The organism is Gordonia sp. NPDC003424, assembly GCF_053588655.1.
Window position 1 is genome coordinate 255,195 of the sequence record NZ_JBSFQJ010000003.1, and the last position, 19,839, is coordinate 275,033.

A 19,839-nucleotide genomic window follows, 5' to 3' on the forward strand; every position below is an offset into this window, starting at 1 on the left:
ACGGTGGTGTCTCGGGGGACACGCACTCTCGTCCTGGGCGGAGTGCGGTCGGGTAAGTCGTCGTTCGGCGAGGAACTGCTCACCGGTCATCCGCGGGTGCGCTACGTCGCGACCGGGCCGACAACCTCTTCGGATGCCGAATGGGTGGCTCGGGTCGCCGCCCACCGGGCGCGGCGGGGTGACCGGTACACCACCGTCGAATCCACCGACCTCGCCGCCACCCTGCGCGCGGAGACGGTTCCGACGCTGGTCGACGACCTCGGCAACTGGCTCGCCGCACACCTCGACGCCACCGCCGGCTGGACCGCCGAGGATCTCGACCTGTCGGCCGCTCACGCCGAAATCTGCTCGGCCATCAGTGATTTCGACGACGACCTGGTGATCATCAGCCCCGAGGTGGGCCTCTCGGTGGTGCCGCCGACCCCGGCGGGACGCCGCTTCCAGGACGAGCTCGGCGCCCTGAACGCGGCGGTCGCCGCGGTCTGCGACCGCGTGGTGCTGGTCGTGGCCGGCCGGGTGCTCGAATTGACCACGCCCCTGGCCGAACCCCTGACGCCGACCGCCACCGAGATCCCGACGGCCGCAACCACTCCTGTGCCCGCGGCAACCACTCCCGCGGCCACGGACACCGCTCCTCCGGTCACGGCAACGACTCCTCCGGTCACGGCAACCGCTCCTCAGCCCACGGCTACCGCTGCCGCCGTCACGGCAACCACTCTCCCCGCGGCAGCTTCCGACACCCCGCGTGCGGCCACTTCCGACACCCCGCCCGCGACAACTTCCGACACCCCGCCCACGGCAACCGAGCCACCCACACCGGCAGCCGATCTCGACGCCACCGACGCCGAGGTGTTCGACCCCGTCCCGGGCCCCGACTTCACCGCCGAGGCCGCCGCACGTGAGCGGCACGCGACCCTGACCAAACCGCCCGGCTCCCTCGGTCGCCTGGAGGAGATCGGCATCTGGCTGTCCGCATGCCAGGGCACATGTCCCCCACGACAATTCACGCAGCCGACGGTCGCGGTGTTCGCCGGCGACCACGGGGTGGCCCAGGGCGGCGTGTCGGCGTTCCCCCCGGAGGTCACCGCTCAGATGGTCGCGAACATCGCGGCCGGCGGTGCCGCGGTGAACGTACTGGCCCGCCGTGCCGGCGCGACCGTGCGGGTCTATGACATGTCCGTCGACGCCGACACCGCGCCCGAGGTGTCGCGATACAAGGTGCGCCGCAGCAGCGGCGACCTGCGGCACACCGATGCGCTGACCATCGCCGAGGCCCGGCAGGCACTGGCCGCAGGCCGGGCGATCGCCGACGGTCTCGTCGACAGCGGCGCGGACCTGCTGATCGCCGGCGAGATGGGCATCGGCAACACCACCCCGGCCACCGTGCTGATCGGCACCGTCACCCGGCGCGAACCCGTGGAGATCGTCGGACGCGGGACGGGGATCGACGACGCCGGCTGGATCCGCAAGACCGCCGCCATCCGCGACGGTATGCGCCGTGCCCGACGGCACCGCCACGATCCGCTGTCGCTGCTGGCCACCGTGGCCGGCGCGGACCTCACCGCCATGGCGGGTTTCCTCGCGCAGGCGGCGATCCGCCGGACGCCGGTGATCCTCGACGGGGTCGTCGTCACCGCGTCCGCACTGGTCGCCGACGAACTCGCACCGGGCGCCTCGCGCTGGTGGATCGCCGGCCACCGTTCGGCCGAGCCCGCCCACACCATCGCCCTCGAACATCTCGACCTGACGCCGCTGCTGGAGATGTCGATGCGGCTGGGTGAGGGCAGCGGCGCGCTCACCGCACTCCCGGTGGTCGCGTCGTCGATCGACATCCTCACCTCGATGGCCACGTTCGCCGAGGCCGGGGTCAGCGACCGCGACGACGCCGCGGCGCCCGTCTCGACCGGCGCCTGACACCCGGCGACGATGCCGCATCCGATCCGGGCCGTCCACGTGGCGGTGAGTTGGCTGACGGTGCTACCGGTCCCCCAACCGCGGGTCACGATGGACCGCAGCACCGGCGGAGCCGCCGTCAGCGCCACTCCGGTGGTCGGCGGTCTGATCGGATTGCTCTGCACTGCAATAGCTTTCGGACTCGACCAGACCGACCTGCCGAGCACGATGATCGGCGTCCTCGTGGTGGTCCTCCTGGCGCTGGTCACCCGCGGTATGCACCTCGACGGTCTCGCCGACACCGCCGACGGTCTCGGCTGTTACGGCCCGCCGGAGCGGGTGGCCGAGGTGATGCGCAGTGGCACCGTGGGACCGTTCGGAGTCGCCACGCTCGTCGCCGTGATGCTCGTGGAGGTCGTCGGGTTCGGCGCTCTCACCGATCGCCATGACTGGGCCGCGATCGCACTCGCCGTGATCGTCGGTCGGGTCGCCGCGGTGATCGGCGCCCGGCGCGGCCTGCCGCCGGCGCATCCGGACGGTTTCGGCGCACTGGTCGCGGGCACCCAGCGCATCGGCGTGGTCATCTGGCCGACGATCGCCATGGTGCTCGCGGCGTGCGTCGGAGGGTTGCGGGGCAACACCTTTGACGCGGCGTCGGCGGCGCAGTACGTCGTCGCCGTGGGCGTGGCGCTGGCGTTCGCGTGGCTGTTCACCTGCCACTGCGCGAGGCGGCTCGGCGGCATGTCGGGCGATGTTCTCGGCGCCGTGATCGAACTGGCGACGGCCATCACCCTCGTCGGTCTGCTGTTCTGACCCAAGAGCGCTCACAGCGCGATCACGCGTCAATAATTGACGCGTGATCACGCAGCGTGCGCGGTTGTGCGGGGCACCGGCGCGTCAGCGGCGGTAGAGCTCGGTCATCCAGCCGTGCGTGTCGGCGAAGGTGCCGCGCTGGATGCCGGTGAGCGTGTCGCGCAGCGCCTGGGTGACCTCGCCGGTGGTGCCGTCGCCGATCAGATAGTCCTCGTTGTCGCCCTTGACCCGGCCGACCGGGGTGATGACGGCGGCGGTGCCGCAGGCGAAGACCTCGCTGATGTCGCCCGACGCGACACCCTTGCGCAGTTCCTCGGTGCTGATGCGACGTTCCTCGACGGTGAAGCCGGCGTCGGTTGCCAACTGCAGCAACGATTCCCGGGTGATACCGGGCAGCAGCGAGCCGGACAGTTCCGGGGTGACCAGCCGCGCATCGGAGCCGGAGCCGAACACGAAGAACATGTTCATGCCGCCCATCTCCTCGATGTAGCGGCGTTCGATGGCGTCGAGCCAGACGACCTGATCGCAGCCGTTGGCGACCGCCTGCTGCTGCGCGAGGAACGCGGCGGCGTAGTTGCCGCCACACTTGGCGAAGCCGGTACCGCCGGGTGCGGCACGCACGTATTCGGTGGACAGCCACACGCTGACCGGCTTGATGCCGCCGGAGAAGTAGGCGCCGGCCGGCGAGGCGATCAGCGCGTAGATGTAGGAGTTCGACGGTGCGTTGACGCCGAGACCGGCCTGCGAGGCGAACATGAACGGCCGCAGGTAGAGGGCCTCTTCACCGCCGGCGGCCGGCACCCACTCGTTGTCGGCGTCGAGCAGCACGCGCAACGACTCGATGAAGACGTCGACGGGCAGCGGTGGCATCGCGAGGCGTTCCGCGGAACGCTGCAGGCGCAGCGCATTGGACTCGGGGCGGAACGCCGCGATCGATCCGTCGGGCTGCCGGTAGGCCTTGAGCCCCTCGAAGACCTCCTGGCCGTAGTGCAGCACCATCGCCGAGGGGTCGAGCGCGATCGGGCCGTACGGACGGACGTTCGCGTTGTGCCAGCCGCGGTCTACGTCGTAGTCGATCATCACCATGTTGTCGGTGAAGTACTTGCCGAATCCGGGGGCCGCGAGGATCTCGGCCCGACGGCTCTCGGACACCGGGTGGGGATGCTCGGTACGCGTGAACTGCAAGGTCATTGGCCAATCGTACCGCCGGGCGGCAAATGATTTCCGACCGGTCGATCGTGTGTCAGACGTGCGACTCGACGAACGGCAGCGCCACGATCTCGCAGGCCAGGTCACGCCCGCGCACGTCGACGATCACCTCGCCGCCCACCGCGGGGTCCGCGTCGGTGTCCAGCAACGCGAGCGCGATCCCCTGTTTGAGGGTCGGCGAGAACGTGCCCGAGGTGCACCGCCCGATCGGTGCGCCACCGGGGGAGGCGAGCACCGCACAGTCGGCGCGGGGCACTCCCCGACCGGTCGCCTTCAGACCGAACAGTCGCCTCGCCGGCCCGGCCGCCTTCTCCGCGATCAGCGCGTCGCGGCCGAAGAACTCCGGCTTCTTCCATCCGACGGCCCATCCGACGCGCGCCTGCACCGGGGTGATGTCGGTGCTCAGCTCATGACCGTGCAGTGCGTAACCCATCTCGGTGCGCAGCGTGTCGCGGGCGCCCAGGCCGGCCGGCTGTCCCCCGTGGTCGCTCACGGCGGCCAGCAGTGCGTCGAACACCGGCCCAGCATCGTCCCAGCGCGGCAGGATCTCGTAGCCCCGTTCCCCGGTGTAACCCGTGCGGCACACCCGCACCGGCCTGGGCCCGTCGGCGGTGGCCAGATCCGCGTCGGCGAACGCCATATACTCCATGTCGGTGGGTAAACCCAAGCCGGACAACACTTCCGGCGCGCGCGGCCCCTGCACGGCGAACACCCCGAACTCGCGATGCGCGTCGGTGACGGTCACGCCGTCCGGCGCGACGGCCGACAGCTGCGCGACGACGGTGGCCGTGTTGGCCGCGTTGGGCACCAGGAACACCTCGTCGTCGCTCACCAGGTAGGCGATCAGGTCGTCGACCACGCCTCCGGAGTCGTTGCAACACAACGTGTACTGCGCCTTGCCCGGCGCGATCTTGCCCAGGTCGTTGGTCAGGGTGCGGTTGACGAACGCCGCGGCACCCGGCCCGGCGACCAGCGCCTTGCCGAGGTGACTGACGTCGAAGATCCCGACCGCCTCACGGACCGCGGTGTGTTCGGCGACGGTGCCGGCGTAGGACACCGGCATGTTCCAGCCGCCGAACTCGGCGAAGGTGGCGCCGAGGGCGACGTGTCGATCGGCGATGGGTCCGGCGAGCAGTTCGGTCATGGGTGGAGGTTACCGAAGGCGCCGGGTGACTAGAGTTGTGCCCGTGACCAAGAACGAGAACGTCGACCGCGTGCGCGGCCCGGAACTGCAGCTGGCAAGCACCCTCGACAAGGGCGACAAGGCACTGGTGATCGGCCTCATCGCGCCGGACAAGAACGGCGACGGGAAGAACGGCGATCCCGACGCCGACCCGACCCTCTCGATCATCGACGGCATCCTCGACGACGCGCAGGCCGAGGCCGTCGCCGCCGCGGTGCATGCCCTCGGCGCGTCGGGATCGCACGGTGAGGTCACCCGGATCCCGGCCCCCGCCGGCCTCGGCGTCGACGTGGTCATCACGGTCGGCCTCGGCGGCGCCGACGATCTCGACGACGCCGACAAACTCCGGCAGGCCGCCGGCATCGTCGCCCGCGAACTCGACGGCGTCGCCCAGGCGGCGACCACCCTGTCCGCGGTGAACCTCGGCGCGGTCGCGGAGGGATTCTTCCTGGGCGCGTACCGATTCGATGCCTTCCGCTCCGACAAGACCGCCCCGAAGAAGTCGCCGCCGGCCCGCATCACGCTGCTCGTCGAGGACAAGGGCCGCGACGCCAAGGCCGAACTCACCCGTGCCGTCGCCGTCGCGGACGCGGTGGCGATCGCCCGCGACTTCGTCAACACCCCGCCGAGTCACCTGTACCCGGAGGAGTTCGCCGAACGCGCCCGCTATCTGGGCAGCACGGCCGGCCTCGCGGTGGAGGTGCTCGACGACAAGGCGCTGGAGAAGGGCGGCTACGGCGGCATCATCGGCGTCGGCAAGGGATCGTCGCGGCTGCCGCGGCTGGTCCGGCTGACCCACACCGGCAAGAAGGGCGCGAAGAAGGTTGCCCTCGTCGGCAAGGGCATCACCTTCGACACCGGCGGCATCTCCATCAAACCGGCCGCCAACATGGACCACATGACCTCGGACATGGGCGGCGCGGCTGCGGTCATCGCGGCCGTCATCCTGGCCGCCCGGCTCGACGTCGACGTCACCGTCGTCGCCACCGTGCCGATGGCCGAGAACATGCCGTCGGGTACCGCGCAGCGCCCGGGCGACGTGCTCACCCAGTACGGCGGGACCACCGTCGAGGTTCTCAACACCGACGCCGAGGGCCGGCTCATCCTGGCTGACGCGATCGTGCGGGCCGCCGAGGACGAGCCCGACTACCTCATCGACACCGCGACCCTGACCGGCGCGCAGATGGTCGCGCTCGGCTCCCGCACGCCGGGCGTCGTGGGCACCGCGGAGTTCCGCGACCGGGTGGCGGCTCTGTCGCAGGAGGTCGGCGAGAACGCCTGGGCGATGCCATTGCCCGCCGAGCTGCGCGCGGATCTCAAGTCCCGCGTCGCCGATCTGGCCAACGTCACCAACCATCGCAACGGCGGCATGCTCTCGGCCGGCCTGTTCCTCAAGGAGTTCGTCCCCGAGGGTGTCGGGTGGGCGCACATCGACATCGCCGGACCCGCCTTCAACACCGGCGGTCCGTGGGGCTACACGCCGAAGGGCGGCACGGGCGTTCCGGTCCGCACCATCGCGCGCGTGCTCGAGGACATCGCCGAGAACGGCTGAATCGGACCGGCCGTGAACGGCCGGATCCGAGGCGAGAACGGCTGCATCGGACGGGCCGTGAACGCCCGGATCCGAGGCGCCGTGAACGGCCGGATCCGACACCTCCGGATCGAGTTCGACACACGCCACGTCGGAGGTGACATGCCCGGGTAGGGTTACCGAAGGACGGTCGGCTCACCCGCCGCACGCCGTTCGTGCACCCGAGGCGCACACACCGAAGGCGCACAGCCCCCGTGACCACACGTCGAGTTCAGGAGTCAACAACAATGGCCTTCTCCGTCCAGATGCCCGCCTTGGGTGAAAGCGTCACCGAAGGAACAGTCACCCGGTGGCTGAAGGAGGAGGGCGACACCGTCGAGGCCGACGAGCCGTTGCTGGAGGTGTCGACCGACAAGGTCGACACCGAGATCCCCGCTCCCACTTCGGGTGTGCTGACGAAGATCATCGCCGCCGAGGACGACGTGGTCGAGGTCGGCGGCGAGCTGGCCCTCATCGGCGAGGAAGGCGAAGCGGCCCCGGCCGACTCCTCCGGTGACGACGAACCGGCCGAAGCGCAGGCCGAGGAGGAGCCTGCCGAGGCGCCCTCGACCGACACCGACGAGCCCGCGAAGAAGCCGGCGGCGGCGGCGACCTCCGGCGGCGGTTCCGCGCAGGGCACCGACGTCGTGATGCCCGAGCTGGGCGAGTCCGTCACCGAGGGCACCGTGACCAACTGGCTCAAGCAGGTCGGCGACGAGGTCGCCGCCGACGAGCCGCTGCTCGAGGTCTCCACCGACAAGGTCGACACCGAGATCCCGTCCCCGGTCGCCGGCACCCTGCTGGAGATCGTCGCGCAGGAGGACGACGTCGTCGAGGTCGGCGGCAAGCTCGCCGTGATCGGCGACGCGTCGGCGGCCAAGTCCGCACCGGAACCCGAACCGGAGCCAGAGCCGGAGCCCGAGCCCGAGCCCGAACCGGAGCCCGCTGCCGAGGCAGCGCCCGAGCCGGAACCGGAGCCGTCGAAGCCCGCACCCAAGCCCGCGGCCGCCGCGGCCAAGTCCGAGCCGCCGACCCAGGAGTCCACGCCGTATGTGACCCCGCTGGTCCGGAAGTTGGCCTCGGAGAACAACATCGATCTGAACTCCGTGAAGGGCACCGGCGTCGGCGGCCGTATCCGCAAGCAGGACGTGCTCGCGGCCGCGGAAGCCGCCAAGGCCCCCGCCGCCGCCGCGCCCGCCGCTGCGGCGCCGGCCGCCGCCGCCCCGGCCGCCGCGTCGTCCGCGCCCGAGGTGAAGCCGGAACTGGCCGAGCTGCGCGGCACCACGCAGAAGATCAACCGCATCCGGCAGATCACCGCGAAGAAGACCCGCGAGTCGCTGCAGACCAGCGCTCAGCTCACCCAGGTCTTCGAGGTCGACATGACCAAGATCGTCAATCTGCGCAAGGCCGCCAAAGAGCAGTTCAAGGCATCCGAGGGCGTCAACCTGACCTTCCTGCCGTTCATCGCGAAGGCCGTCGTCGAGGCACTCAAGCTGCACCCGAACGTCAATGCGTCGATCGACGAGGACAAGAAGGAGATCACCTACTACGACAAGGTGCATCTCGGATTCGCGGTGGACACCGAGCAGGGTCTGCTGTCGCCGGTGATCCACAACGCCGACGACCTGTCCATCGCCGGCCTGGCGCGCTCGATCGCCGACATCGCGGCCCGCGCCCGCAAGGGAGTCGGCGGCCTCAAGCCCGACGAGTTGGCCGGTGGCACGTTCACCATCACCAACATCGGCAGCCAGGGCGCGCTGTTCGACACCCCGATCCTGGTGCCGCCGCAGGCGGCGATGCTGGGCACCGGGGCCATCGTCAAGCGTCCGGTGGTCATCACCGGTGCCGACGGTTCGGAGTCGATCGCCGTCCGGTCGATGTCGTACCTGCCGCTGACCTACGATCACCGGTTGATCGACGGCGCCGACGCCGGCCGCTTCCTGACCACCATCAAGAAGCGTCTCGAGGCCGGAGAGTTCACGGCCGACCTCGGACTCTAGACCTCATGCGGGTTGTCGTAGCCGGCTCGCAGGGACTGATCGGTTCGGCCCTGGTCCCCGCCTTGCGCGGGGCCGGGCACGACGTCGTCCGCCTGGTCCGGCGCGAAGCGCTGTCCGACGACGAGTTCAGTTGGGACCCGGAGACTTTCGGAGTTCCCGACGAGGCTCTCGAGGGTGCCGACGCGGTCGTCGCGCTCGGCGGGGTCGGCGTCGGCAACCAGCGCTGGACCGGGCGGTTCAAGCAGGAACTCCGGGACTCCCGGATCACGCCGACGGTGGTGCTGGCCGAGGGCGTCGCGCGGGCGGGTGTGCCGATCTTCCTGTCCGCGAGCGCGACCGGCTTCTACGGCGACACCGGAACGCACGCCGCGACCGAATCCGATTCGGCCGGTGCGGGGTTCCTCGCCGGCCTGGTCACCGACTGGGAGCGGGCGGCCACCGAGAACGCCGGCGGGAAGACGCGGGTCGCGCTGTTGCGCACCGCTCCGGTGCTGTCCCGCAAGGGCGGACTGCTGGCCAAGCTGCGTCCGGTCTTCTGGCTCGGCGCCGGTGGCTCGATCGGCAACGGTAAGCAGTTCTTCTCCTGGATCACCCTGCCCGACGAGGTCCGGGCCATCGCGTATCTGCTGGAGTCGGACATCGACGGCCCGGTGAATCTGTCGTCGCCGGGCGCGTTGCCGTTCGGCGAGTTCGCGAGCGCGCTCGGCCGGTCCATGCACCGGCCGACCATCCTGTCGGTGCCCGGGGTGGTGGCCAAGACGCTCGGCGGTGAGATGGCCGAGGAAATGATTCTGTTCAGTCAGCGCGTTGCACCCTCTGTGCTCACCGAACACGGTTTCACCTTCGACCATCAGTCGATCAACGATGCTCTGGATTACATCAATGCGTGAGATTTCCATTCGGGCGTCGCAGGCGCCCATCGAGGTGCGCCGACTCGGCGTCGTCGACTACGTCCCCACCTATGAGCTGCAGCACCGGCTGGCCACCGACCGCGCCGACGGCGTGCTCGATCACGACGTGCTGCTCCTGCTCGAACACCCGTCGACCTACACCGCGGGCAAACGCACCGAGGACGGCGACCGGCCGACCGACGGTTCCCTGGTGATCGACGTGGACCGCGGCGGCCGGATCACCTGGCACGGCCCCGGCCAGCTGGTCGGCTATCCGATCGTCAAGCTCGCCGAGCCGCTCGACGTCGTCGAGTACGTGCGGCGGCTGGAAGAGGCGCTGATCGCGGTGTGCGCCGGCGTCGGCGTGACCACCGGTCGCGTCGACGGGCGCTCCGGCGTGTGGATCACCGGGGAAGCCCGGGAGCGCAAGCTAGGCCAGATCGGCATCCGGGTGGCGCGCGGCGTCGCGCTGCACGGGTTCGCCCTCAACATCGACCCGGACATGTCGGCCTTCGACGCGATCGTCCCGTGCGGGATCGCCGACGCCGGGGTGACGTCGCTGAGCCGCGAGACCGGCCGGCCGATCACCGTCGACGAACTCCTCGACCCGGTCGCCGCCGCCGTGTCGTCGGCCCTCGATACCCCTCATCGCGCGTCCGAGGCGCGCGCCACCGCGAGCGTAGGATCCGAACAGTGACAGCCTCCCCCTCCAGCGACCACTCCACCCCCACCGCCCAGGACGGCCGCAAGCTGCTGCGCCTCGAGGTGCGCAACGCGCAGACCCCGATCGAACGCAAGCCCGGCTGGATCAAGACGCGGGCGACGATGGGTCCGGAGTACACCGAGCTCAAGGGGCTGGTGAAGCGCGAGGGCCTGCACACGGTCTGCGAGGAGGCCGGCTGCCCCAACATCTACGAATGCTGGGAGGACCGGGAGGCCACCTTCCTCATTGGCGGCGAGCAGTGCACCCGGCGCTGCGACTTCTGCCAGATCGACACCGGCAAGCCCGCCGAGCTCGACCGCGACGAACCCCGCCGCGTCGCCGAGAGCGTGCAGGCGATGGGCCTGCGGTACTCGACGATCACCGGCGTCGCCCGCGACGACCTGCCCGACGAGGGCGCCTGGCTCTACGCCGAGACCGTCCGCGCGATCCACCGCCTCAACCCGGGCACCGGCGTGGAGAACCTGATCCCCGACTTCCACGCCAAGCCGGACCTGTTGGCCGAGGTGTTCGACGCTCGCCCCGAGGTTCTCGCGCACAACCTGGAGACCGTGCCGCGGATCTTCAAGCGCATCCGCCCGGCGTTCCGCTACGAGCGGTCCCTCGACGTCATCACGCAGGCCCGCGACTTCGGCCTGGTCACCAAGTCGAATCTGATCCTGGGCATGGGTGAGACCCCGCAGGAGGTCCAGTCGGCGATCGTGGATCTGCACGAGGCGGGCTGCGACATCCTCACCATCACCCAGTACCTGCGGCCCTCGCCGCGGCACCATCCGGTGGAACGCTGGGTCAAGCCCGAGGAGTTCGTCGATCACTCCGACTTCGCGGAAGAACTCGGCTTCGCCGGTGTGATGGCCGGTCCGCTGGTCCGGTCGTCCTATCGGGCCGGGCGGCTCTACGCGCAGGCCATGGCCCGCCACGGCCGCGAACTCTCGCCGGCGATGGCTCATCTCGCCGAGGAGGGCTCGGCCAGCCAGGAGGCGTCGAGCCTGCTGGCACGGCTCGCCAAGTAGCCTCCGTTCGCCCGGGCCGATCACCTCAGTTCGGCTGCGGGAGACGCCACATCGCCGGATCCCAGGCCGCACGACGATCCGCCGGTTCCGGCCGGCGCAGCGACGGGCGGGTGGACGCCGCATGCAGATGGGTCGTTCCGTCGGTGACGACAAGGTCGACGTCCGCCGACAGCCTGCGGTGCAGGGTTCTCGCGAGGCCGCCCGGTCGCCGGCCGCTCATCCCGAGCACGACGACCGACGCACCGACCTCTGCCGCCACGCCCGCCAGCACCGCCGAGGGACTTCCGGTCCCCCTGCGCACGTCGACCGACGCGGCACCCGCGGCGTGGGCCGCCTCCCGCCCACACCGCAACAACTCGTCGATGCCCGCCGACGCGGTCAACAGATACGCCTCGGACTTCAGGGCGTCGTGCAGTGGGGTTGCCGGCCCGTCGCTGCGCCGTCGCACCGCACAGACCAGAACGATGTCGTCGGCCGGCGACGCCGTCGTCAGCGCCGCCCGCAGCGCACGGCGTGACGCGTCGCTGCCGCTGTAGCCGATCACCAGCCGCCGGCCGGTGCGCCCGCTCACCGCGGCACCCTCTTCCCAGTGGACCCGACAGGGCCCGATGTCGATGGTCACGATGCCTCCTTCCCATGTCGAAAGATGTTCGGATCATTCACCTTTGACGGTAGGGACACGGCCACACCGAATCCGCATGCCAGGGAAGGGTGCGTCCTCCACCCGTGGGTGGAGGACGATGTCAACCACGGGGCGGATGAACCGGGGCGAAACGGCCATATAGTGGTCACGTGGCGGGTATTGCGGCAACCGTGCGGCACCGGATCATGCTGGCCGGTGGCGACTATCCACCCCTGTATCCGGCCATCGTGATGTCCAGCTGTTTCGGTGTCACGATCGCCGCTGTCGTACAACGCTTTCCGTTCGCCAACCCGTGGTGGGTGGCGGCCGGCCTCGTGTTCGCCCTGACCTCGTTGGCGCTCGATCTGATCCGCCCCGGAGCGGTGGTGTGCGGAGCACCGATGATCGTCGGCACCGCGTGCTTCCTGATGACACCGGTCGGCACCGACGTCGCCCCGTTGTCGCTGGCACTGGTCACCGCGATCGGGGCTGCCATGCATTCACTGCGTACGGGACTGATCATCGCGGCGGTGTCGGCGACGGTGATCGTGGTGTTCGGGCTCGTCGGCAATCTGGCGTCGCCGGCCGCGTACCTGCTCGGTGTCGCCTGCGGATGGCTCGTCGGGTACATGGTGCTGATCCAGAAGCGGTTGGCCGACAACCAGGCCCGGGTGCTGCGGGCCCGCGCCGACCGTGCGGCCAGCGACGAACGACGACGCATCGCGCGGGAGATCCACGACGTGATCGCCCATTCGTTGTCCATCACGATGCTCAACATCACCGCCGCCCGGCATGCGCTCGCCCACGGTGACGATCTCCCCGAGGCCCTCGACGCACTGTCCGACGCGGAACGCCAGGGGCGGCAGGCGATGGCCGAGATCCGTCACATCGTCCATGTCCTCGGCGCCGACGACGACACGCACGCCCCGACGCCCGGAGCCGACGACCTGTCACCGCTCGTCGGCGACTACCGCCGCGCGGGCATCGACATCGACTACCGGATGACCGGACCCGTCGATCGGCTCCCCACCCCGGTCGGCGCGGCGCTGTATCGGATCGTCCAGGAGTCGCTGTCCAATGTCGCCAAACACTCTGCTGCGCAACGTGCCTCGGTGAGAATCGACGTGCACGACGACGAGGTGACGGTGCGGGTGGACAATCCGTACACGGCGATCGACGCGGCACCGTCGGCGGATGCCAGCGGGATCCGCGGCATGACACACCGCGCTCGCACCCTCGGCGGGCGCCTCGAGGTCATTGCCCACGGCGGTGTCTGGTCGGTGCGCGCAGTCCTGCCGACCCGGGTCGTCGCCGATCAGGAACTGACCTCGTGACGGCCCCGTCATGAGCACGGCCGGCCACGACGAGGCGTCGGCGTCGCCGATCCGCGTGCTGCTCGTCGACGACCAGGAACTGATCCGCACCGGGCTGCGCCGCATCCTGCGCCCCCGGGACGGCTTCGAGATCGTCGGCGAGTGCGCCGACGGCTCCGAGGTGCTCGCCGCGATCGCGACGAGCACACCCGACATCGTGGTGATGGATCTGCGGATGCGCAATGTCGACGGCATCACCGCCACCGCCATGGTGCGCACGCTGCGCACGCCTCCGCCGGTGCTCGCGCTGACGACCTTCGACGACGACAAGCTGCTCTCCGGCGTCCTGCGCGCCGGTGCGGCCGGGTTCATCCTGAAGGACTCGTCGGCGGAGTCGCTGATCTGGGCGGTACGTGCGGTGGTCCGCGACGGCGCCTTCCTCGATCCCGCGGTCACCGGCCGGGTACTGCAGGGATTCCGCGATCCGGCCGCCGGCCGGGCGCGCGCGGCCTCGGCGGAGCTCACCGACCGCGAGGCCGACGTCCTGCGGCTGATGGCTCGCGGCAGCTCCAACGCCGAGATCGGCGCAGACCTGCAGATCTCCCAGGTGACCGTCAAGAGCCACATCAATCACATCTTCACCAAACTCGATCTCCGCGACCGGGCGGCGGCGATCGTGTACGCCTTCGACCACGGCCTGGTGCTGCCCGAGTACGACCGGGACTGATCGTCCGCGGCACGAACCGGGCGCCGTAGACTGATCGCATGGCAAAGGCGCAGTCATCGGTAAGCAAAGAGGCGAAGGCCGAAGCGAAGAAGGCACGGAGGGCCGCCTCGAAAGAGCGGCGCCAACAGCTGTGGCAGGCCTTCCAGATGCAGCGGAAGGAAGACAGCCGCCTCATCCCGTACATGGTGGGCGTCCTCCTGCTCGTCGTCGCCGTGTTCGTCGTCATCGGTCTGCTCATCGGGCACGTCTGGTTCCTGCTGCCGATCGGCATCGTGCTCGGTCTCCTCGCGGCCTTCGTGCTGTTCGGCCGGCGGGTGCAGCGATCGGTGTACACCAAGGCGGAGGGCCAGCCCGGCGCCGCGGGCTGGGCGCTGAGCAACATGCGCGGACAGTGGCGGGTCAAGCAGGCGGTCACCGGCAACTCGCATCTCGACGCGGTGCACCGGGTGATCGGCAAGCCAGGCGTGATCCTGGTCGCCGAGGGCTCCCCCACACGCGTGAAATCCCTTCTGTCACAAGAGAAGAAGAAGGCCGCCCGGATCGTCGGCGACACCCCCATCTACGAGATCATCGTCGGCAACGACGACGGCCAGGTGCCGCTGAGCAAGCTGGAACGCCACATCAACAAGCTGCCGTCGAACATCGACGCCAAGCGCATCGACACCCTCGACGGACGCCTGGCCGCGATCGGCGGCCGCCAGCCCGGTCCGGGCATGCCGAAGGGACCGATCCCCGGCAACGCGAAGGTCCGCGGCATGCAGCGCACCGCCAAGCGCAAGGGCGCCTGACTCAGCACCTGCGCCCAGCCGCCGGCGCCCGGCCGCAGCGTCGCTCAGTCCAGGAATCCGTGGAGGAGCGTCGCGGTCCCTTCGACGTGCGTGCGCATCGCGTCGGCGGCACCGTCGGCGTTGCCCGCCAGGATCGCGATGACGATGGCCTCGTGTTGTTCCTCGGAGTGCGCCAGGTTGGGTTCGAGGAGCGGAATCCGATCCAGCAGCCGATTGATCCGCATCCGGTTGTCGGCCACCAGCGTGACCAGCGAGGGCGCCCCGGCGGCCTCGGCGATCGCCAGGTGCAGCCGGGAATCCAGGCGCCGGTAGTCGTCGCCACCCACCCCGCGGGTGTCGGTCAGCCGACTCCACAACAGCTCGCGCTCGGCGGCGCTGAACGTCCGCCCCGCGGCCATCCGCGCCGCCCCCACCTCGAGGATCTCCCGCACGCGCAGGGCGTCGTCGACCTCGGCCGGGGTGATCGGCTCGGCGTGTGAGCCCACTGCGAGTCCGGCCGCGGATCCTGCCGACGGCAGCTCCTCGGCGAGGAATGTGCCGCCGTAGCGGCCGCGGCGTGACACCAGCAGACCGGCGTCGGCGAGTGCCCGGATGGCCTCGCGGACGGTGTCCCGGCTGACGCCGAGACGGACCGCGAGATCGCGCTCGGGCGGGATCGCCTCCCCGGGCGCGCACACGCCCAGCCGGATGATCTGCAGCAGCCGTCCGACGGTTTCCTCGAACGCGTTGGCCGGGCGGACCGGTGCGAGCAGGGTGTCGGAGAGGTCGGCGATGCGCGGGGCGGTCGTCATGGCACTACAGCGGCGTCACATACGCGGAGCTGATCCCGCCGTCGACCAGGAACGTCGACGCGGTGATGAAGGAGGCGTCGTCGCTGGCGAGGAAGGCCACGGCGGCGGCGAGTTCCTCGGGCTCGGCGAAGCGGCCCACCGGGACGTGCACCAGCCGGCGCGCGGCGCGTTCGGGGTCCTTGGCGAAGAGTTCGGTCAGCAACGGCGTGTTCACCGGCCCCGGGCACAGGGCGTTGACCCGGATGCCCTGCCGCGCGTACTGCACCCCGAGCTCCCGCGACATGGCCAGCACGCCGCCCTTCGAGGCGGTGTAGGAGATCTGCGAGGTGGCCGAACCCATCACCGCGACGAACGACGCGGTGTTGATGATCGATCCGCGGCCCCGTTCGGTCATGTGCCGGAGCGCGGCGCGGCACGAGAAGTACACCGAGGTGAGGTTCACCGTCTGCACCCGATCCCAGGCGTCGAGATCGGTGGTCTCGATCAGGTCGTCCTCCGGCGGGGAGATGCCGGCGTTGTTGAAGGCGATGTCGACGGCGCCGAAGCGGTCGGCGGCGGTGTCGAAGAGGTCGTCGACCTGTTCACGGTCGGCGACATCGACCGCGACGAAGAGTCCGCCGACCTCGTCGGCCGCCCGCTTACCCGCATCCGGGTCGAGGTCGCCGATCACCACGGTCGCCCCCTCGGCCCGCATGCGTCGCGCCGAGGCGAGTCCGATACCGCTGCCACCCCCGGTGATCACGGCCACCCGGCCGGCCAGGCGCTGGGTGAGATCGACTGTGCTGCTCATGATGTCCCTTCGGGGTCGACGGCGAGGAAGACGTTCTTGGTCTCGGTGAAACCCCACGGCGCATCGGGGCCGAGTTCGCGGCCGAGCCCGGACTGTTTGAACCCGCCGAACGGGGTGGTGTAGCGGACCGACGAATGCGAGTTGACCGACAGGTTCCCGGCGGCGACGGCCCGCGACACCCGCAGTGCCCGCGACAGGTCGGTGGTCCAGATCGATCCCGACAGGCCGTAGTCGGTGGCGTTGGCCAGCCCGATCGCGTCGGCCTCGTCGTCGAACGGCAGAACCGTGACGACCGGCCCGAAGATCTCCTCGGTCACCGACCGATCGGTGCGCGGTGGGGTGAGAACCGTCGGGGGGAACCAGAAGCCGGGCCCGTCGGGGGCACTGCCGCGGAACGCGACGGGCGCGTCGTCTCCGACATACGAGGCGACCTTGTCCCAGTGCGCCCGCGACACGAGCGGACCCATCTCGGTCTGTTCGTCGGCCGGATCACCCACCCGCACCCCGGCCACGGCCGGCTCCAGCAGCTCCATGAACCGGTCGTAGACACTGCGCTGCACCAGGATTCGGCTGCGCGCACAGCAATCCTGACCGGCGTTGTCGAACACCCCGTACGGCGCGGTGGCCGCCGCACGCTCCAGATCCGAGTCCGCGAACACGATGTTGGCGCTCTTGCCGCCGAGTTCGAGGGTCACCCGCTTCACCGAATCGGCCGCGCGGGCCATCACGTGCTTTCCGGTGCGCGTCGACCCGGTGAACACGATCTTGCCGATCCCCGGATGGCCGAGCATCGCCTCCCCGACGACGTCGCCGCGACCGGGCAGCACGGCCAGCAGACCGTCGGGCAGTCCGGCCTCGACCGCGAGTTCGGCCAGCCGCAACGACGTCAGCGGCGTCGGCTCGGCGGGCTTGAGCACCACCGCGTTTCCCGCGGCGAGCGCCGGCGCGAACCCCCAGGAGGCGATCGTCATCGGGAAGTTCCACGGGGTGATCACCCCGATCACCCCGATCGGTTCGCAGAACGTGATGTCGATGCCGCCGGCCACCGGGATCTGCTTACCGGACAAGCGCTCCGGGGTGGCCGCGTAGAAGGTCAGCACGTCGCGGACGTGCTCGGCCTCCCAGCGCGCCTGCCCGACGGGATGACCCGAATTGGCGACCTCGAGGGCGGCCAGCTCGTCACGATGCCGTTCGACGACGGCGGCGAACGCCCGCAGTCCGGCGGCCCGCCCGGCGGGCGGCAATGCGGCCCACACCCGTTGCGCGGACGCGGCTTTCGCGACGGCATCGGCGACGGCGTCGGCGTCGAGCAGCTCGACGGTGTCGATGGTCTGCTCGGTGGCGGGGTTGATCAGGTCGACGCTCGTCATGAGAAATAGCCCTTCGTGGCCCCCACCATCCGCACCCGCGCGGCGTCGACCACCGCCTCGAACAGCCGCAGGTCGTCGAGGCGTTCCTCCGGATGCCATTGCACGCCCACGACAAACGGCTCCCCCGGCACCTCGACCGCCTCGACGAGTCCCTCCTCGTCGCGGGCGCTGACGACCAGGGGCTCGGCCACCCGGTCGATGGCCTGGTGGTGATAGCACTCCGCGTGCAGGTGGTCGCCGACCAGTGCGGCGAGACGGGTGCCCGGCGTGACCGTGATGTCGGTGGTGGAGAACACCGCGTTGCCTGCCCGATGCCGCGAGTGGCCGAGCACGTCGGGCAGATGCTGGTGCAGCGTCCCGCCGAGCGCGACGTTGAGCACCTGGATGCCCCGGCAGATGCCGAGCACCGGGAGACCGCGGTCCAGCGCGGCCTCGAGTAGCGCGAACTCCCAGGCGTCGCGCACCGTGTCGGGGGTATCGGTCTGCGGATGCCGGTCCTGGTGGTAGGCAGCCGGATTCACGTCCATCCCGCCGGTCAGCACGAGGCCGTCGAGTCCGTCGACCACCCGGGCGGCCACCGCCGGATCCACCGGCTGCGGCGGGAGCAGCACCGCGATGCCGTCGGCGCGGGCGACTCCGTCGAAGTAGACGTGCGGCAGGAAACTGGCATGGACGTCCCACACCCCGGTCTGCGCCTGCTGGAGGTACGTGGTCAGCCCGATCACCGGCCGGTCCGTGCGGACATCGGCGTCACGCTCACAGTCGCTCAAAGCCCCGCACCCTCTCCCAATCGGTCACCGCCGCACCGTAGGCGGCCAGTTCGATCCGGGCGTTGTTGAGGTAGTGCTCGACGACGTCGTCGCCGAACGCGCTGCGCGCCAACGCGGAACCGGCGAACAGGTCGGCCGCCTGCGCGAGCGAGGTCGGCAGCCGTTCCGCATCGCCGAGATACGCGTTGCCGGAGGCCTTGGGCGGCAACGCCGATTCCCGGTCGATGCCGTCGAGTCCGGCCGCGATCAGGGCGGCGACGGCGAGGTATTGGTTGACATCGCCACCCGGGGCACGACATTCGACTCGCATCCCGGGCCCGTGCCCGACGACCCGCAGCGCACACGTGCGGTTGTCCATGCCCCAGGCGACCGCCGTGGGCGCGAAGCTGCCATCGACGAAACGCTTGTAGGAGTTGATGTTCGGCGCGAAGAACAGTGTCAGTTCGCGAAGCGAGGCGAGGATGCCGGCGACGAAGTGACCGAACATGGCCGACATGCCGTCGGGTGCGTCATGATCGGCGAACACCGGGGTGCCGCCCTCGCCCCGCAGCGAGATGTGGATGTGGCAGCTGTTGCCTTCTCGCTCATCGAATTTCGCCATGAAGGTGAGGCTCTTGCCGTGCTGGTCGGCGATCTCCTTGGCGCCGTTGCGATAGATGGTGTGGTTGTCGCAGGTGACCAGCGCCTCGTCGTAACGGAAGGCGATCTCCTGCTGGCCGAGGTTGCATTCCCCCTTCACCCCTTCGCAGTACATCCCGGCACCGTCCATGGCGAGCCGGATGTCGCGCAGCAGCGGTTCCATCCGGGTCGAGGCGAGCATCGCGTAGTCGACGTTGTAGTCGGTCGCCGGGGTGAGATCGTGGTATCGGCGGGTCCATGCTTCGCGAAAGGTGTTGTCGAACACCATGAATTCGAGTTCCGTTCCCACATAGGGAACGAGGCCCCGCTCGGCGAGCCGATCGATCTGCCGGCGCAGGATGCTGCGCGGGGCCGCCGCGACCGGGGTTCCGTCGGTCGCCGAGAGATCCGCGATGACGAGCGCGGTCCCGGGCAGCCAGGGCACCCGGCGCAGGGTCGTGAGATCCGGTGTCATCACCATGTCGCCGTAGCCGGTGTCCCAGCTCGACATCGCGTAGCCGTCGACGGTGTTCATCTCGACGTCGACGGCGAGCAGGTAGTTGCAGCATTCCGAGCCATGTGCGGCGACGTCGTCGAGGAACAGCCGGGCCGACACCCGTTTGCCGGTCAGTCGCCCCTGCATGTCGCAGAACGCCACGATCACCGTGTCGATGTCGCCGGCGGCGACGAGCCCCTTGAGGTCGGTCAGCGTCAGCATGACGACAAGTCAACCATTGGACGTTCGACTCACTCGTGGC

18 protein-coding genes are annotated in these 19,839 nt (G+C 70.1%); 10 read left to right on the forward strand and 8 right to left on the reverse strand.

Annotation, left to right across the window (positions count from 1 at the left end):
* Window positions 1-3 precede the first annotated feature (3 nt).
* Window positions 4-1,914: a nicotinate-nucleotide--dimethylbenzimidazole phosphoribosyltransferase gene (gene cobT, locus ACWDTI_RS06255; RefSeq protein WP_449737177.1), complete on the forward strand. Its 1,911-nt coding sequence runs from the start codon at window positions 4-6 to the stop codon at window positions 1,912-1,914.
* 12 nt (window positions 1,915-1,926) lie between these two features.
* Window positions 1,927-2,706 carry an adenosylcobinamide-GDP ribazoletransferase gene (locus ACWDTI_RS06260; protein ID WP_449737178.1) on the forward strand — a complete coding sequence of 260 codons (780 nt, stop codon included), beginning with the start codon at window positions 1,927-1,929 and terminating at the stop codon, window positions 2,704-2,706.
* Window positions 2,707-2,790: 84 nt separating this feature from the next.
* On the opposite strand, the gene ACWDTI_RS06265 is transcribed toward ACWDTI_RS06260, so the two are convergent.
* On the reverse strand, window positions 2,791-3,897 hold the full coding sequence (locus ACWDTI_RS06265) for a branched-chain amino acid aminotransferase (RefSeq protein ID WP_449737179.1): 1,107 nt from the start codon (window positions 3,895-3,897) through the stop codon (window positions 2,791-2,793).
* Window positions 3,898-3,949: 52 nt separating this feature from the next.
* Entirely contained in the window at window positions 3,950-5,059 is a 1,110-nt protein-coding gene (gene gcvT, locus ACWDTI_RS06270) for a glycine cleavage system aminomethyltransferase GcvT (protein ID WP_449737180.1), read from the reverse strand.
* A 43-nt stretch (window positions 5,060-5,102) separates the two neighbouring features.
* Here gcvT and ACWDTI_RS06275 point away from each other — a divergent pair, with 43 nt between their 5' ends.
* The 5 genes from ACWDTI_RS06275 to lipA all read left to right on the forward strand — a co-directional run bounded on the left by ACWDTI_RS06275 (window position 5,103) and on the right by lipA (window position 11,292).
* Window positions 5,103-6,650, forward strand: coding sequence for a leucyl aminopeptidase (locus ACWDTI_RS06275; protein WP_449737181.1), 1,548 nt, complete (start codon window positions 5,103-5,105; stop codon window positions 6,648-6,650).
* Window positions 6,651-6,916: 266 nt separating this feature from the next.
* Window positions 6,917-8,668 (forward strand): 2-oxoglutarate dehydrogenase, E2 component, dihydrolipoamide succinyltransferase, encoded by a 1,752-nt coding sequence (sucB, locus tag ACWDTI_RS06280; protein WP_449737182.1) that lies wholly within the window; start codon window positions 6,917-6,919, stop codon window positions 8,666-8,668.
* 5 nt (window positions 8,669-8,673) lie between these two features.
* Window positions 8,674-9,558, forward strand: a complete 885-nt coding sequence (locus ACWDTI_RS06285; protein ID WP_449737183.1) for a TIGR01777 family oxidoreductase — start codon at window positions 8,674-8,676, stop codon at window positions 9,556-9,558.
* On the forward strand, window positions 9,551-10,255 hold the full coding sequence (gene lipB, locus ACWDTI_RS06290; protein ID WP_449737184.1) for a lipoyl(octanoyl) transferase LipB: 705 nt from the start codon (window positions 9,551-9,553) through the stop codon (window positions 10,253-10,255). Before ACWDTI_RS06285 ends, lipB begins: the two co-directional genes overlap by 8 nt.
* A complete protein-coding gene (gene lipA / locus ACWDTI_RS06295) occupies window positions 10,252-11,292 on the forward strand; it encodes a lipoyl synthase (protein ID WP_449737185.1) in 1,041 nt (346 codons plus the stop codon). Before lipB ends, lipA begins: the two co-directional genes overlap by 4 nt.
* A gap of 25 nt (window positions 11,293-11,317) precedes the next feature.
* Here lipA and ACWDTI_RS06300 read toward each other — a convergent pair whose 3' ends face one another.
* Window positions 11,318-11,914 carry a universal stress protein gene (locus ACWDTI_RS06300; protein ID WP_449737186.1) on the reverse strand — a complete coding sequence of 199 codons (597 nt, stop codon included), beginning with the start codon at window positions 11,912-11,914 and terminating at the stop codon, window positions 11,318-11,320.
* A gap of 170 nt (window positions 11,915-12,084) precedes the next feature.
* On the opposite strand from ACWDTI_RS06300, the gene ACWDTI_RS06305 reads away from it, so the two are divergent.
* Genes ACWDTI_RS06305 through ACWDTI_RS06315 form a run of 3 tightly spaced genes read left to right on the forward strand, consistent with a single transcriptional unit; the run spans window position 12,085 to window position 14,742 of the window.
* On the forward strand, window positions 12,085-13,248 hold the full coding sequence (locus ACWDTI_RS06305) for a sensor histidine kinase (protein ID WP_449737187.1): 1,164 nt from the start codon (window positions 12,085-12,087) through the stop codon (window positions 13,246-13,248).
* Window positions 13,249-13,258: 10 nt separating this feature from the next.
* Window positions 13,259-13,954, forward strand: a complete 696-nt coding sequence (locus tag ACWDTI_RS06310) for a response regulator transcription factor (protein WP_449737188.1) — start codon at window positions 13,259-13,261, stop codon at window positions 13,952-13,954.
* A 38-nt stretch (window positions 13,955-13,992) separates the two neighbouring features.
* The gene (locus ACWDTI_RS06315) at window positions 13,993-14,742 is read left to right on the forward strand and encodes a DUF4191 domain-containing protein (protein WP_449737189.1); all 750 of its coding nucleotides are present in this window, start codon (window positions 13,993-13,995) and stop codon (window positions 14,740-14,742) included.
* Window positions 14,743-14,786: 44 nt separating this feature from the next.
* Here the strand turns inward: ACWDTI_RS06315 and ACWDTI_RS06320 are convergent, their stop codons facing one another.
* Genes ACWDTI_RS06320 through ACWDTI_RS06340 form a run of 5 tightly spaced genes read right to left on the reverse strand, consistent with a single transcriptional unit; the run spans window position 14,787 to window position 19,799 of the window.
* Window positions 14,787-15,533: a FadR/GntR family transcriptional regulator gene (locus tag ACWDTI_RS06320; RefSeq protein WP_449737190.1), complete on the reverse strand. Its 747-nt coding sequence runs from the start codon at window positions 15,531-15,533 to the stop codon at window positions 14,787-14,789.
* A gap of 4 nt (window positions 15,534-15,537) precedes the next feature.
* On the reverse strand, window positions 15,538-16,323 hold the full coding sequence (locus tag ACWDTI_RS06325) for a 3-oxoacyl-ACP reductase (RefSeq protein ID WP_449737191.1): 786 nt from the start codon (window positions 16,321-16,323) through the stop codon (window positions 15,538-15,540).
* Window positions 16,320-17,693 carry an aldehyde dehydrogenase family protein gene (locus tag ACWDTI_RS06330; protein WP_449737192.1) on the reverse strand — a complete coding sequence of 458 codons (1,374 nt, stop codon included), beginning with the start codon at window positions 17,691-17,693 and terminating at the stop codon, window positions 16,320-16,322. The genes ACWDTI_RS06325 and ACWDTI_RS06330 overlap by 4 nt, the downstream gene beginning before the upstream one ends.
* On the reverse strand, window positions 17,690-18,463 hold the full coding sequence (locus ACWDTI_RS06335; RefSeq protein WP_449737193.1) for a gamma-glutamyl-gamma-aminobutyrate hydrolase family protein: 774 nt from the start codon (window positions 18,461-18,463) through the stop codon (window positions 17,690-17,692). Before ACWDTI_RS06335 ends, ACWDTI_RS06330 begins: the two co-directional genes overlap by 4 nt.
* Window positions 18,450-19,799 (reverse strand): glutamine synthetase family protein, encoded by a 1,350-nt coding sequence (locus tag ACWDTI_RS06340; RefSeq protein ID WP_449737194.1) that lies wholly within the window; start codon window positions 19,797-19,799, stop codon window positions 18,450-18,452. The genes ACWDTI_RS06335 and ACWDTI_RS06340 overlap by 14 nt, the downstream gene beginning before the upstream one ends.
* Window positions 19,800-19,839 lie beyond the last annotated feature (40 nt).